The following is a 14,570-nucleotide window of genomic DNA, read 5'->3' as shown; positions in this document are numbered from 1 at the left end:
CTTCTGTAGGCTCTTCAATTAATGTTTCAAGTTTAAAAGCTGGGTTGCATACTGTTTTTGTTAAGTTAGTTGATGATGTTAATTATGTGGATGCTACAAGTGATACTTTAACTGTTAATGTTGCTAAAACATCTAATACTAATATTACTATTAGTATAACTCCTTTAAACCCAACTTATGGTGATAAAATTACTATTAAAATTACTGTTCCAACAGATGCTGATGGTAAAGTTTTAATCATTTTAAACAATAAAACTACAATAATTAAAGCTCCGGGAGAATCATACACATTTGTTCCACCAAATGCAGGTGAACATACAATTTCTGTATCATTAGTCAATGACACAAATTATATGAACACAACAAAATATACTAAATTCAATATAGCTAAGAAAAACACAATATTTATAGCATCACCATTAATGAAATACTACTTAAACAATACTCATTTATTTATTACCTTAAAAGATGCAAATGGTAAAATATTAGCTAATAAAAAAGTTACAATTAAAATCAATACTGTAACATACAATTTAAAAACAAATTCTAAAGGTATTGCAAAATTACTCATACGTCTTAATCCAAAATCATATGTTGCAGATATTAAATTTACAGGAGATAACAACTATAACGTAGCAAATAAAAAAATAAATGTTAAAGTAGTAAATCCTAAAATCAAGACAATTAAAAGCAAAATTAAAAGAAACAAAAACTTACAAGTATCCTTTAAAACTCATGACAATAAAGCAATTAAAAACACAAAAGTTACCTTAAAAATCAAAGGAAAAACATACACAGTTAAAACCAATAACAAAGGCATTGCTAAGTTAAAATTAAAAGTTAAAAAAGGAACTTATAAAGTAAAAACAGCTTTTAAATCTCCAGCTAAATACGGAAAAACAACAAAAACACTAAAAATAAAAGTAATTTAAGGATAAAATATTTATTTTATCCACTTTTTCTTTTTTAAGTATAGATGTATTTATTTAAATATACTATTTTTTTATTTTAACCTATTTTAATTAATTTTAGATACATTTATTTAATAATTAATAGAATTTTTATAAAAATTATGGTAGCTATTTTTATTTTATTTAGTGAAAATATTCTAATCAATTTCTTAAATATTTATTAATTTTTTAATCCAATTATTAATTATGAAATTTAAGATTCGTGCAAAGGGTCATAAGAATGTGACTTCACTCCATAAGTCTACTTTTGAGATAACTAAAGATGTTGAAATTGGACCAACTGCTGATTGTATTGTTGGTGTAAATATGGATAATTCAATGTTTGACTTTCCAATTGAATTTAAAAAGAAAATTGCCGATTCTAACACAAAAATAACTGTTATATTAGATAGTGAAAATGGTCATGATGAAATTATAGGTTATGGTCATGAGAATTTAACTTTAACTCACCCAACAGATATTGTTTGTAGAACTAGTGATTATACTTGTAATCGTACATTAATGATAAAAGCAAATAAGGCTGCGTGTAATTTAAATAAAAATTTGATAGAAGATTTAAAAAAAGAAAAAATAATGGATATTGAAATCAATGTCCAATAAATAAGTAAATTATAAAGATTATAACAAGAATCCAAACTAACCAATTTAATTCTTTAGCTTTTCCATCCGCTATGCTTGCAATTGCATAAGTTACAAAACCAAATGCAATACCTAAAGTAATGGAGTAGGTTAAAATCATCATTATGATTGTTATGAATGTTGAAGATACAACAACCATACTGTCCCATTCAATATCTTTAAGTGGAACAATCATTAATATACCGACAATCACTAATGCAGCAGCAGTTACAGATGATGTAAATAGGGATAATACTGCAGGAGCAAATATAACTGATATTAAAAAGAAAATACCAGTAAAAATCGCAGTTAGGCCGGTTCTACCACCAAGCCCAATACCAGTAGCACTTTCAACATATGCTGTAAGTGTACTTGTACCTAAAACAGCACCAACCACACCACCTAGTGCATCTCCAATAAATGCTTTATCGATTCTTTCAATATCTCCATTTTCATCTACAAAACCACTTTGATTTGCTAGAGAAATTAAAGTTCCAGTAGTATCAAAGAATGTAAAGAAAAGTAATGAGAATAAAATCATAATTAAATTAGGAATATTACTAAATATTTCACCAAAACCAGATGCAAAACCAAAGAATACAGTTGTATCAAAATTAAATGAAATAATTTGTGTAGGAACAGATGGCATGGTCATTTCACCAGCACCAAATCCTAATGTTGTAAATATTAAACCAATAATGGCTGTAATTATTAAACCACTAAATACAGCAGCAGGTACTTTTTTAATAAATAGCATCAATGTTATAAGAATACCAAGTAATGCTAAAAGAGCTGGAGCAGATGTTAGAGATCCTAAACCAACAACAGTTGATGGGTCACTTACAATAATTCCAGCACCACTAAGACCTATAAATGCTAGGAAAAATCCAATACCTGCACCAATAGCAAGTCTTAAATCATTTGGAATAGCATTGAGAATTGCTTCTCTTAAACCAGAAACAGTAATTAATAAAAATATTACACTGGAAATAAATACAGCAGCTAAAGCAGCTTGCCAAGAGTTACCCATAGTTAATATAATCGTATATGTAAAAAGAGCGTTCATTCCCATTCCTGGTGCTAATCCGACTGGATATTTAGAGACAAGCCCCATTATTATACATGCAATGCCCGATGCTAAAGCAGTTGAGAAAAATATTGATGTAGCAGGCATTCCACCTTCTGATAACATTGTAGGGTTTACACCCAAAATATAAGACATTGCAAGAAATGTAGTAAGTCCTGCAATGAATTCAGTTTTTAAATTTGTATTTTTAGAATTAAAATTAAAAAATTCATTTAACATATAAATCCTCCAAAATAAATAACTTATTTTAGATAATATAATGTATTGTATCTTAGTTTATTATAGTTTTTCATTTATTTCTAGAATATTATTAATTAAGGTTATTTTCACTTAAAATCTTAATTTAGATAAAAATGAGATAAAATCGTTAAATTTATATATTTAATAAATCATAATCTATAATAACTTATTTTTCTTGGTATTATGCGGGGGTGGTCGAGCGGTCAAAGGCGATAGGTTGAGGGCCTATTGGGTTAGTCCCTTCGCGGGTTCAAGTCCCGTCCCCCGCATTTTAAATATAATTTCTATTTTTTTCATGTAATTAAAGGGTTTTATTAATATTAAATAAAGCTTTAATTTTGAAAATATTTATTAATATTAGAAATTAATACTATATACAATATTAAATTAAATGGTGATATTATGAAAGCTGTAATTCCAGCAGCAGGTTTTGGAACCAGATTTTTACCTGCTACTAAGGCTCAACCTAAAGAGATGTTACCTGTTTTTGATAAACCTACAATTCAATATGTAATTGAAGAAGCAGTAGCATCGGGTATTGATGATATTTTAATTGTAACTGGTAGAAATAAAAGATCTATTGAAGATCATTTTGATAAATCTTTTGAACTTGAACAAACTTTACAAAGTGCTGGTAAAGATGATCGTTTAAAACAAGTTCGTGACATAACTGATTTAGCAGATATTTGTTATGTACGTCAAAAAGATCAAAAAGGACTTGGTGATGCAATTTATTGTGCTAAAAAACATGTTGGTAGTGAACCATTTGCAGTAATGTTAGGAGATACCATTACAAAAGGGCCAATTCCATGTACAAAACAATTAATAGATGTTTACAATAAATACGATGCATCTGCTATTTCTCTTGAAGAAGTACCAAAAGAAAAAGTTGAAAGATATGGTATTATAAAAGGACATGAAGTTGAAAAAGATGTTTATAAAATTGAAAAACTTGTAGAAAAACCATTAATGCACCAAGCACCATCTAACTTAGCTATTATGGGACGTTATGTTTTAGCTCCGGAGATTTTTGATAAAATTGAAGAAACAGAACCTGGTGTTGGTGGTGAAATTCAACTTACTGATGCTTTATCAAAATTAGATGCAATTTATGGAAATACCTTTGAAGGTAAAACTTATGACATTGGGAATAGGTTTGAATGGCTTAAAACATCAATTGAATTTGCAATGGACGATGAAGAATCAAAAGACATGTTAATTAGATATATGAAAGAAATTCTTAATGAAGTTTAATTATAAAAACACAAAGAATTTTAGTCACGGAGACAGTGGATTTATAGGTACTAATCTAGTTAATGAGCTTAAAAATAGAGGTCATGAAGTTTTAGTTATTAATGGTGGAAGTATTGGTAATACATCAAATAGCTAATGATGTTGGAGCATGTGTTAATAAAGCTGATTTTGTAGATGGTAGTAGATATTTAGAAGGTTTTGAAGAAAATACTCTGACTTATAGGAGAATCGATCAAGAGTTAGATGTACTATTAATATTTCATATAAAACTGATGTAACAGATTCTTAAAGGGGTCTTAGAGCGTTTTCAAAAAAAGCTGTTCAATGTTTTAAGTTTAGGGATGGCGGTTTTGGAATTGAAAGTGAGATGATTGGATATGCTGATGAAAATAATTTAGTAATCCAATTACAGTTAGATATGATGTTAAAAATTCATCAACTAAATTTCCAGTTACTCATGGTGTAGGAGTTTTACTTAAAATAATAAAAGATGGAGTTATTAGAACTTTTGAAAAAATAATTTTGGGTTGTTTTATGAAAAATCGTTTAATTAAAAAAACTGGAGATGAAGTATCTCCTTTAGGTTTTGGAGCTATGAGATTACCTTTAAAAAAGGGTAAAATCGATCGAAAATTAGCTACAAAGCAAGTTTATCATGCAATTGATAATGGTGTTAATTTTATTGATACAGCTTATCTTTATGGGGATAGTGAGAAGTTTTTAGGTGAAATATTGCAAGGTAAATACAAGGATAAAGTAAAAATTTGTACTAAATTACCTTCAATTATTGTTCGTAAATATGAGGATATGGGAAGAATTTTAGATGAACAACTGGAACGTTTACAAAGGGATTCTATTGATTACTATCTAATTCATTCTGTTGATTTTAAAACAATGAATAGATTACTTAAAAGAGATTTAATTAAATTTTTAAATGAGTCTAAAAAATCAGGTAAAATTAAACATGTTGGATTTTCTTATCATGGTTCTAAAGAAGAATTCGAATTGTTATTAGATGTCTATGATTGGGATGTAGTAATGGTTCAGTATAATTACTTTGATGAATATATTCAAGCTAGTAGTGAGGGTATTGAATATGCAGCTTTAAAAGGTATGGGTGTTTTTGTAATGGAGCCTTTAAAAGGAGGTATTCTTGCAGATAAAATGCCTGAAGATGCTGAAGAGATTTTTAGAAAAGAAAATCCTAATAAAACTAACGCTAACTGGGCTTTAGAATGGGTTTTAAATAATCGTAATGTAACTTGTGTTTTTTCAGGTATGAATTCAATTGAACAAATTGATGAAAATATAGCTATTGCTAATGAAGTAACTCCTTTATCAATGAGTTTTAATGATTTAGAAACTGTTGAACTTGTTAAAAGAGTAATGAATAATAAACTTAAAATTAATTGTTCAACTTGCGGATATTGTATGCCTTGTCCAAGAGAAGTAAATATTCCAGAATGCATGAAAATTTATAATGAAAAATACTTATTTAATCATGAAGGATTAGTTAATCCATCTGTTATAAATTATTACCAGTATGTTGGAGGAATATTAAACAAAGCTAGTAATGCAGGTAGATGTAATGGCTGTGGAAAGTGTTTAAGAAAATGTCCTCAAAAATTAGACATTATTTCGGAGTTAAGTAAAGTTAAAAAAGAATTCGAATTTCCAGGATTTTCTATTATACTGCCTTTTGCAAAATTTATTGGAATTCCATTATATAATTTATTTTTGAAAATCACTAATCATTAAAACTATTTTTAATATTCCTTGTTTTGTTTTAAAATTTTTTATTAATTTATCATTATTTAAATGTTGATAATATAATTAAAATTTATATATTTTAAAATAATAAATTAATATTTAGGTGAAATAATGAAACTAGAGGAAATTTTGGCTCCGTGTCCTAAATGTGGTTCAAAAGATAAAGTTGCTCACAGAAGGATGTTAGATAATCATAGAGCTCATGCAGAACTTGAAACTGTTAAATGTGAAGAATGTGGCTATGTATTTTTTGTTAATGATGAAATGGAAGAAGATGAGAAAAAACAATTATTAAATGAATTAAATAAATATTATGGTTAAATTGTTAATTTAATAAGTTAAAGATAAAATGGTCTTTCATGTAATGATTATTCCCACACTAAATTGTCCATCAAATTGTAAATATTGTTGGGGTTCAGAAAATAAAAATGAAATGATGGATATAAAAATAATAAACCAAATTGTGGATTGGTTAAAGGATTTTCGTGATGATAAAATACATTTTACTTTTCATGGTGGAGAACCACTTCTTGCAGGATATGACTATTATGAATATGCACTAGAAAAATTATCAAGTTTAGATAATTTTGAAGGATTTTCACTTCAAAGTAATATTTGGTTACTTACAGAAGAGCTAATTGATTTATTTAAGGAATATAGTGTTGTAATAAGTACAAGTATAGACGGGCCTCGTGAAATTAATGACTTTCAAAGAGGAAAAGGTTACTTTGATAAAACCATGTCTAAATTTTACTTAGCTCGTGATAAAGGTTTACAAATTAATTTTGTTTTAACTGTAACTGATTATTCAAAAGATTATAGTGATGAGTTATATGAATTTTTTAAAGAAAATAAAATGAATTTAAAAATTCATGCAGCTTTACCATCATTAAGGGGAGATAATGCAGATCTATGGGCACTTGACCAAGAAAAACATGGGAAACTATTGGTTAATTGGTTGGATAAATATCTTTATGATTTAGATAAATTTTCAATCATGGATTTAGATCATATTTGTAAAAGTACTCTTAGAAGGAGAGGCACATTATGTACATTTGCTGATTGTATTGGTACGACATTCGCTGTTGGTTTTGATGGATCACTTTATCCATGTTATAGGTTTGTAGGAATGGGTGAATATGTTTTAGGTAATGTTACTAATAAACCTAGTTTTGATGATTTAAAAAAATCTTTGGCATGGTCTAAACTTCAAGAATTTAGGGACTTTGTTGATGAAGACTGTGAAAAATGCAAATTTAAAAAATACTGTGAAGGAGGATGTCCTTATAATGCTATTGTAGCATATAAAACTCCAAAAGCAGTTGATCCTCAATGTACTGCTTATAAAATGATTTTTTCTGAAGTTTCAAAAAGAATGAATAAGGAATTTGCTAAATCAGCTGTTCCAGGTTTTTCAACACCAAATATTAAAAATAAGGATGTTCCATTTAGTATAATGGATTTAATGATGAAACCTTAATCTAATTTAGTCTTTGTTACCTTTTGGTTACAAAATATTTATATCCTTTTATACTTGATTATAAAATATAATAAGTTAGAAGGAATTTCTATTCTTATTTGTCTAAAAACATTATCTATGGGAGATATTATTATGAATGAAGTAATAGATTTTTTAACTGAAAATCCTCAGTTATATTTAGCAACTTTAGGATTAGATGGAAATGCAAAAGTAAGACCAATTTTGTACTATTTTGAAGAAAATGAAAAACCTTATTTCTGCACTAGTAACCAAAAACCAATGTTTAAAGAATTAGATGCAAACGCCAACTGTGAAATGACCACTGCAACTCCAGAATTTTCATGGATTAGAATAAGTGGTAAAATAGAATTTGTAGATGATTTAGATATTAAACAAAAAATCATAGATGCTAATGAATTAGTAAAAGCACTATATCAAACAGCAGATAATCCTACTTTTGAAGCATTTACTATTTCTGGTGAAGCTATAATTGCTGATTTTTCTGGTGAACCAGCAAAAACTTATAAAATATAATTTTTAATTTATAAAAAACTAGTCCATTTGTTTAATATTATCTATAAATTGGATTGGTTTTTTTTATATTTGGTATTTTATTTCCTTTTTTTTTATAAATGTTTATAATATTGTATTCATTGCTGTTTGTAAATTTTCAAACTAAAACTTTATTAATTAATAAGGTTAATAGTTAATTAGTAATACTAAATATTTAAATAAATTCAAAAAAAGTAATACTTTTTTATTTTTTAATGATTTTATTAATGTTGTTACTTTTCATAGATTATGAGTAATACTTGGTATTTAAATAAATTCAAAAAAAGTAATACTATGGAGGTTTTTCCAATGATAAATAAAATAATGGATATATTAGCTGGATTAAAAATGACAATAGTTTCAGGTATATTTTTATTAATATCAGTTATTTTCATGATTTTATCAATAGATATACCAGCCTACCTAAATCCAGCATGGGGAGCAGTAATAATAAGTGGAGTTCCTCTTGTATATTTAGCACTTGAAAGATTAATATATCAAAAATGGATTTCATCAGCTTTATTAATTACAATTGCCATGATTGCTTCTTTATTAATTGGAGAATTATTCGCTGCTGGAGAAGTTGCTTGGATTATGGCTTTAGGTGCTCTTCTTGAAGATTGGACAGTGGAACGGGCGAAAAAAGGATTAAAAAATTTAATTGATTTAACTCCACAAAAAGGAAGAATAATTGATGGTAATAAAGAAAAAATTGTTTCAGTTGATGAAATAAAAATTGGGGATACATTAAGAATACTTCCAGGTGAAACTGTACCTGTAGATGGTGAAATTGTTATGGGAAATAGTTCTCTTGACCAATCAATAATGACAGGAGAATCATTACCTATTGATAAAAGTGTTGGAGATGAAGTTTTTTGTGGAACAATGAATATGTTTGGATCTATTGACATTAAAGCTACAAGTTTAGGTGAAAATTCATCACTTCAAAAATTGATAGATTTAGTTAAAAAATCTGATGAAAATCAAGCTCCAACTCAAAGAATTGCAGATAAATGGGCAACTTGGTTGGTTCCAATCGCACTAATAATAGCTATTGGTGCATGGATAATTACAGGAGAGGTTGAAAGAGCAGTTACCGTTCTGGTTGTATTTTGTCCTTGCGCATTAATTCTTGCAACCCCAACTGCTATAATGGCTGCTATTGGACAAGCAACTAAATATGGTGTTTTAATTAAATCAGGTGAAGCTTTGGAAACTTTAGGTGGTTTAAATACATTAGTATTTGATAAAACTGGTACTTTGACTTATGGAAATTTAGAAGTTTCAGACATTATTAGTATTGGTGAGATTGGGGGTGACGATTTGTTAAAAATGCTTGCCTCTTGTGAACTTTTAAGTGAACATCCACTAGCTAAAGCAATTATTAATCGAGCTCATGAAAAAGAAATAGAAATTGAAGAACCTATTAATTTTAAAATGTATCCTGGTAGAGGTGTTTCTTGTATTAATTCTTATGGTACGGTTTATGCAGGAAATTTAGATTTTCTTGTTGATAATAATGTTGATTTAAACAATGTTAATAAGTATCTGAATAAACTAAAAAAAGAAGGTAAAGCTTCAATAATTGTTGCATTAAATAATAAAGTTGTGGGTTTAGTTGGATTATCAGATGTAATTCGTGAAGATTCTAAAAGCATGATTTCTAAACTACATGATTTAGAAACTGAAACTGTATTACTTACTGGAGATCATACAGAAACTGCAAATTATTTTGCTTCAAAAGTTGGAATTAGTAAAGTTTATGGTAATTTACTTCCAGAGCAAAAACTTGAGTGGATTGATAAACTTAAAAAAGAAGGTAAAAAGGTTTGTATGATTGGGGATGGTGTTAATGATGCGCCAGCTTTAAAAGCATCTGATGTTAGTGTAGCTATGGGTTCTGTTGGAAGTGATGTAGCTATTGATGCTGCTGATATTGCTCTTTTAGGAGATGACATTGGTAAAATTCCATATTTGAAAAAGTTATCTAACTCTACATTATTTACTATTAAAGTGAATATTGCACTTTCCATGTTAATTAATGCGGTAGCTATTATTTGTTCTGTTTTAGGATTATTAAATCCAGTTACAGGAGCTATTGTGCATAATGCAGGATCATGTTTAGTTGTTTTAAATGCAGCAATGTTATATGATAGACATTTTGATGATAGTATTAAAAAAATAGATAGTGAGAATATGGAACATAGTCATTATCATTATCATGATGATGGAAAACATAATCATTCTCATGAAGGTGTTAATATATTAGATGAAATTAAAACCCATGATGGAATTAAACATATACACACTCATAATCATTCATTAAAATAATTTCAATGTTGTATATAACAACATTTATATATTTATTTTTTTCAAACCTACTATTAAGTAGGTGTTAATATGAAAGATACAAAATTAAACTTAACAGATAAATGGGACAAAGTGTTTCCTAAAAGTGACAAAGTAGAGCATAGAAAAATTACATTTCATAACAGATATGGTATTACCTTAGCTGCAGATTTATATAAACCATTAAAATCAGAAGAAAAATTACCTGCAATAGCTATTAGTGGTCCATTTGGGGCGGTTAAAGAACAATCTTCAGGTCTTTATGCACAAATATTGGCTGAAAGAGGATTTTTAACAATAGCTTTTGATCCATCATTTACTGGTGAAAGTGGTGGAGAACCAAGATATATGGCATCTCCAGATATTAATACAGAAGATTTTCAAGCAGCTGTTGATTATTTAGCAACAAGTGATGAAGTAGATGCAGATAAGATTGGGATATTGGGTATCTGTGGTTGGGGTGGAATGGCATTAAATGCAACAGCTATTGATACAAGAATTAAAGCAACTGTAACTTCGACAATGTATAATATGACTCGTATTTCTGCTAAAGGTTATTTTGATGAAGAAGATAATGCTGATGCAAGGTATAAAAATAAAGTATTATTAAATAATCAAAGAACCCAAGATTATAAAAATGGAGACTATTTAAGAGCAGGTGGAGTTATTGATCCTCTTCCTGATGATGCACCATTTTTTGTAAAAGATTACTATGATTACTATAAAACAGAAAGAGGATATCATAAACGTTCTTTAAATTCGAATGATGGTTGGAATGTAATTGGAACAATGTCTTTTATTAACCAACCAATCATAAAATACAGTAATGAAATTCGCTCAGCAGTTTTAGTAATACATGGGGATAAAGCTCACTCTTTTTATTTCTCAAAAGATGAGTTTGAAAAATTAAATGGGGATAATAAGAAGTTCTTAGTTATTCCTGATGCAGTTCATACAGATTTATATGATAATGTAAATATTATTCCTTTTGATAAAATTGAATTATTTTTTAGAGAAAATTTATAATTTTCTCACTTTTTGCCATGATAAATCATTAATATTTATTAAGTATTTCCAATAAATATTATATTTATTATATTTAAGTTAATGGTGAGGATATGTTAACATCTGTACAAAAGGAAATTTTACAAACATTAATTAACTTATATCAATCCTCTAAAGGCAAATCAATCAAAGGAGAAGATATTGCTGAAGTTATGGGAAGGAATCCTGGAACCATTCGTAATCAAATGCAATCTTTAAGGAGCTTAAGTTTGGTTAAAGGTGTTCCAGGACCTAGGGGAGGATATAAGCCAACTATCGAAGCTTATCACTCTTTAAATATTTCAGTTTCAGATAAAGATTCTAATGTTCCTATATATAAAAATGATGAACCGATGGATAATATTTCTGTAGCTAAAATTGAATTTACTAGTGTTCCTCAACCTAGTGAGTGTGAAGCAGCTATTAAAGTTTTAGGTAGTATTAAAGATTTAAACCTAGGGGATGTAATTAGAATAGGTCCTACTCCAGTAAATAATTTAGGAGTAATGGGGGAAATTGTTGGTAGGGATGATATGGACAATATTCTTCTATTGGACACTAGTGTAATTAGAAGCATTCCTAAAAACACTGTTGGAGATATAGCTAGTCGTGATGTAATATCTTTATCTCCAAATTGTGATTTAAAAAGTGCTGCTCGTAAATTAGCTTTTAATGAGATTGATGGGGCTCCTGTAATTAAAAATAATAAAGTAATTGGAGTTTTTACATTAACAGATTTAGTTTTAGCAATAGCTGAAGATAAAGAAGATGCTTGTGTTGGAGATTTAATGTCTACAAATGTTGTTATTGTTAATGAAAACTTAAAATTAGCTAATGCTATTGAGATTATTCTTAAAAAATCTATAAGCAGATTAATAATTGCTGACGGTGACCAAAATTTACTTGGAATTGTTACAAGAACAGATTTAATTGATAGTATTACTAATTTAAAAGATTTTCCGATTATTACTAATTGATTATTTTTAAGTGGTTTTTTTGAAAGTTAATCAGATTGATGTATTTAGTGATATGAAGGTAAGCCGGTTAATAACTCAATTTGAGGAATCTGGTGTGTTAGGTTCTGGTAGAGTAGCTAGAGCATGTAATATTCTAACTAATATGATTGAAGATGAGAATACTAATGTTTTCATGAGTCTTGGAGGTCCTTTAATATCTGGTGGGCTTAGAAATATAGTAACTAATATGATCAAAGAAAGGCATGTAAATTTAATTATATCTAGTGGGGCTAATATTACTCATGATCTCCTTGAAGCATTTGGTGGAAATCATTATCGCGATGAGGGTAAAAGTGATGAAGAGCTTAATGCTGAAGGAATAGGCAGAATTGCAGATATTAATGTTGGATCTGATGATTTTGCTATTTTCGAAAAAGAAATTATAAAAATATTTGAAGATATTTCAGCTAGAAAATCTTTAATTTCGATTCAAGAACTATTATATGAAATTGGTCTTTTAATTGAAGATGAAAATTCTTTTGTTGCAAATGCAGCTAGAAATAATGTACCTATATTTGCTCCAGGACTTATTGATAGTATGATAGGTCTTCAATTGTGGATGTTTTCTCAAGATCATGATTTTGTAATAAATGCTATTGGTGATATGCCTTATTTGTCTGATATTGTTTTTGAATCTAAACGTGTTGGAGGAATATTATTAGGTGGTGGTCTTACAAAACATTATACATTGGCCTCTACCTTGTTAAAAGGGGGATTAGATACTGCTATTCAAATTACATTAGATAGACCAGAAGCTGGAAGTTTAAGCGGTGCACCACTTCAAGAAGCTAAATCTTGGTCAAAGGCAAAATGTGAATCAACTTTAGAAACTGTAATTGGGGATGTTACAATAATATTTCCAATGATTTATGCTGCGGCTTTAGACAAACTTAATAATGATTAAATATGCATCATATAATTTTAGGATTATTATTTTTATTATCTGGTTTTTTCATGAAGTTATCAGATGATTACTCTGATATTAATAAAGATTTAAAATTAGCTAGCTTAACAGGTATTTTATGTGCAATTGCATCATTTTTAGCTACTGTTTATGATGTAGATGCGGCTTGTATACTTATAGGTATATTAATTGGTAATTTTTTAGTTTTAAAAGTAGATGGGATTCATCACATTCTTACTTTGATTTTATATTTATTATTATGCATTATATTTGGAATTCCGCAGTTAAGTATCGTTGTTTTATTGATTTGTGTTTTATCTGCACTTTCAGATGAAGTAGGTCATGAACTAATTTCAAATGTTACTAAAAATAGTTATATTGCTCTATTTTTTGAATATAGATTTGTTATGAAAGTAGTTATTTTATTATTAGCTATTTTTGATGTTTTTAACATTTTAACATTTCTTTGTTTTATTTTATTTGAAATAGCTTATGAATTGGCGGGTTTTATTTTTGAAAAATTAAATTAAAAAATAAGTTAAAAGGAATTAAATTCCTTAATTTATTATTTAGTCGTCGAGTTCAACTCCTATTTTAGCTGCAAATCTTGCAATAATAACAGTTACAATTACAGCAACAACGGTTACTATAATAGCATAGCTAAATAAACTAGGAAGAGCATTTCCAGTTCCAACAAATTGTGTAATTAATGCTTGGATTGCATCATTCCATGCTAAACCTGCAACAAATGCAAATGCAGTTGTGATTAATCCAAGTATAGTTTCCACAATTAATTTTGTAATTTCACTTGCCATTTTTTCACCTCCTTAGTACTTGTATTTATATTCATTTTTATTTCTTTCTATTAAAATAAGGGACTGTCAATTTGTTAGCTCTTGTTTTCGTTTTTCGATCCAGCCATCTTTTTGGTGCATTATCTGATTGAATATTCCTTCTAATGTTCTAAATTTCTTTTTGTGTGCTTTGGGCATTGTATTTCCAATGTAATTTTCTATTTGATTGTTAGTACAGTCTAGTTTTCCTTTGTGTCTTTTTTTAAGGAAGTGTATGTATTTTTTGTATTCTGGGAAGAATTTTTTCTTTAAGTATTTTGCTAGAATTGGTGGAAAGTTTATTAATTTTTCTTTTAGGAAATTGATGTATTCTATTGCTTCTTCGTAGGTTTCTTTTTTGAATAATTTGTAAAATATGCTTAAATATTCGTTGATTTCTATTTTGTAGTTGTTTATCATGTTTTTGGATTGTTTTTTGATTTGTGTTTCTG

16 protein-coding genes, 1 tRNA gene and 1 pseudogene are annotated in these 14,570 nt (G+C 28.1%); 15 read left to right on the top strand and 3 right to left on the bottom strand.

Annotated features, from left to right (window positions below):
- Both MBORA_RS10825 and MBORA_RS05595 read left to right on the top strand, forming a co-directional pair.
- Nucleotides 1-932, top strand: a pseudogene (locus MBORA_RS10825) (hypothetical protein); the annotation flags it as partial.
- Nucleotides 933-1,157: 225 nt separating this feature from the next.
- Nucleotides 1,158-1,571, top strand: coding sequence for a DUF371 domain-containing protein (locus MBORA_RS05595; RefSeq protein ID WP_063720359.1), 414 nt, complete (start codon nucleotides 1,158-1,160; stop codon nucleotides 1,569-1,571).
- Here the strand turns inward: MBORA_RS05595 and MBORA_RS05590 are convergent.
- Nucleotides 1,558-2,895, bottom strand: a complete 1,338-nt coding sequence (locus tag MBORA_RS05590; RefSeq protein ID WP_042693893.1) for an NCS2 family permease — start codon at nucleotides 2,893-2,895, stop codon at nucleotides 1,558-1,560. The genes MBORA_RS05595 and MBORA_RS05590 overlap by 14 nt on opposite strands.
- Nucleotides 2,896-3,101: 206 nt before the next feature.
- Here MBORA_RS05590 and MBORA_RS05585 point away from each other — a divergent pair.
- The 13 genes from MBORA_RS05585 (at nucleotide 3,102) to MBORA_RS05535 (ending at nucleotide 13,815) form a co-directional block, all read left to right on the top strand.
- Nucleotides 3,102-3,185 (top strand) — tRNA-Leu (locus MBORA_RS05585).
- A 133-nt stretch (nucleotides 3,186-3,318) separates the two neighbouring features.
- On the top strand, nucleotides 3,319-4,170 hold the full coding sequence (gene galU, locus MBORA_RS05580) for a UTP--glucose-1-phosphate uridylyltransferase GalU (protein WP_042693891.1): 852 nt from the start codon (nucleotides 3,319-3,321) through the stop codon (nucleotides 4,168-4,170).
- The gene (locus MBORA_RS10570; protein ID WP_187115422.1) at nucleotides 4,160-4,306 is read left to right on the top strand and encodes an NAD-dependent epimerase/dehydratase family protein; all 147 of its coding nucleotides are present in this window, start codon (nucleotides 4,160-4,162) and stop codon (nucleotides 4,304-4,306) included. Before galU ends, MBORA_RS10570 begins: the two co-directional genes overlap by 11 nt.
- Entirely contained in the window at nucleotides 4,284-4,448 is a 165-nt protein-coding gene (locus MBORA_RS10565) for a hypothetical protein (protein ID WP_155930823.1), read from the top strand. The genes MBORA_RS10570 and MBORA_RS10565 overlap by 23 nt, the downstream gene beginning before the upstream one ends.
- 256 nt (nucleotides 4,449-4,704) lie before the next feature.
- On the top strand, nucleotides 4,705-5,928 hold the full coding sequence (locus MBORA_RS05575) for an aldo/keto reductase (RefSeq protein ID WP_063720358.1): 1,224 nt from the start codon (nucleotides 4,705-4,707) through the stop codon (nucleotides 5,926-5,928).
- 123 nt (nucleotides 5,929-6,051) lie between these two features.
- Entirely contained in the window at nucleotides 6,052-6,261 is a 210-nt protein-coding gene (locus MBORA_RS05570; protein ID WP_042693889.1) for a TIGR04165 family Cys-rich peptide, read from the top strand.
- Between the two features lie 28 nt (nucleotides 6,262-6,289).
- Nucleotides 6,290-7,420: a TIGR04083 family peptide-modifying radical SAM enzyme gene (locus tag MBORA_RS05565; protein ID WP_042693887.1), complete on the top strand. Its 1,131-nt coding sequence runs from the start codon at nucleotides 6,290-6,292 to the stop codon at nucleotides 7,418-7,420.
- Between the two features lie 132 nt (nucleotides 7,421-7,552).
- Entirely contained in the window at nucleotides 7,553-7,954 is a 402-nt protein-coding gene (locus MBORA_RS05560) for a pyridoxamine 5'-phosphate oxidase family protein (protein ID WP_042693885.1), read from the top strand.
- 327 nt (nucleotides 7,955-8,281) lie between these two features.
- Nucleotides 8,282-10,303, top strand: coding sequence for a heavy metal translocating P-type ATPase (locus MBORA_RS05555; RefSeq protein ID WP_063720357.1), 2,022 nt, complete (start codon nucleotides 8,282-8,284; stop codon nucleotides 10,301-10,303).
- A gap of 69 nt (nucleotides 10,304-10,372) precedes the next feature.
- Entirely contained in the window at nucleotides 10,373-11,347 is a 975-nt protein-coding gene (locus MBORA_RS05550) for an alpha/beta hydrolase (RefSeq protein WP_042693883.1), read from the top strand.
- A 92-nt stretch (nucleotides 11,348-11,439) separates the two neighbouring features.
- The gene (locus MBORA_RS05545; protein ID WP_042693881.1) at nucleotides 11,440-12,342 is read left to right on the top strand and encodes a CBS domain-containing protein; all 903 of its coding nucleotides are present in this window, start codon (nucleotides 11,440-11,442) and stop codon (nucleotides 12,340-12,342) included.
- A gap of 19 nt (nucleotides 12,343-12,361) precedes the next feature.
- Nucleotides 12,362-13,285: a deoxyhypusine synthase gene (locus MBORA_RS05540; protein ID WP_042693879.1), complete on the top strand. Its 924-nt coding sequence runs from the start codon at nucleotides 12,362-12,364 to the stop codon at nucleotides 13,283-13,285.
- Between the two features lie 50 nt (nucleotides 13,286-13,335).
- Complete coding sequence (locus MBORA_RS05535) at nucleotides 13,336-13,815, top strand: hypothetical protein (RefSeq protein WP_231475922.1); 480 nt, start codon at nucleotides 13,336-13,338, stop codon at nucleotides 13,813-13,815.
- A 39-nt stretch (nucleotides 13,816-13,854) separates the two neighbouring features.
- Here the strand turns inward: MBORA_RS05535 and MBORA_RS05530 are convergent, their stop codons facing one another.
- Nucleotides 13,855-14,100: a DUF5654 family protein gene (locus MBORA_RS05530; protein WP_042693874.1), complete on the bottom strand. Its 246-nt coding sequence runs from the start codon at nucleotides 14,098-14,100 to the stop codon at nucleotides 13,855-13,857.
- A gap of 66 nt (nucleotides 14,101-14,166) precedes the next feature.
- A partial coding sequence (locus MBORA_RS10820) for a hypothetical protein (protein WP_063720356.1) occupies nucleotides 14,167-14,570 on the bottom strand: 404 nt, incomplete at its 5' end.

This window comes from Methanobrevibacter oralis (assembly GCF_001639275.1).
Classification (GTDB): Archaea; Methanobacteriota; Methanobacteria; order Methanobacteriales; family Methanobacteriaceae; genus Methanocatella; species Methanocatella oralis.
The sequence above is the reverse complement of the archived record's forward strand: the minus strand, read 5'-3'. Positions and strand labels throughout refer to the sequence as shown.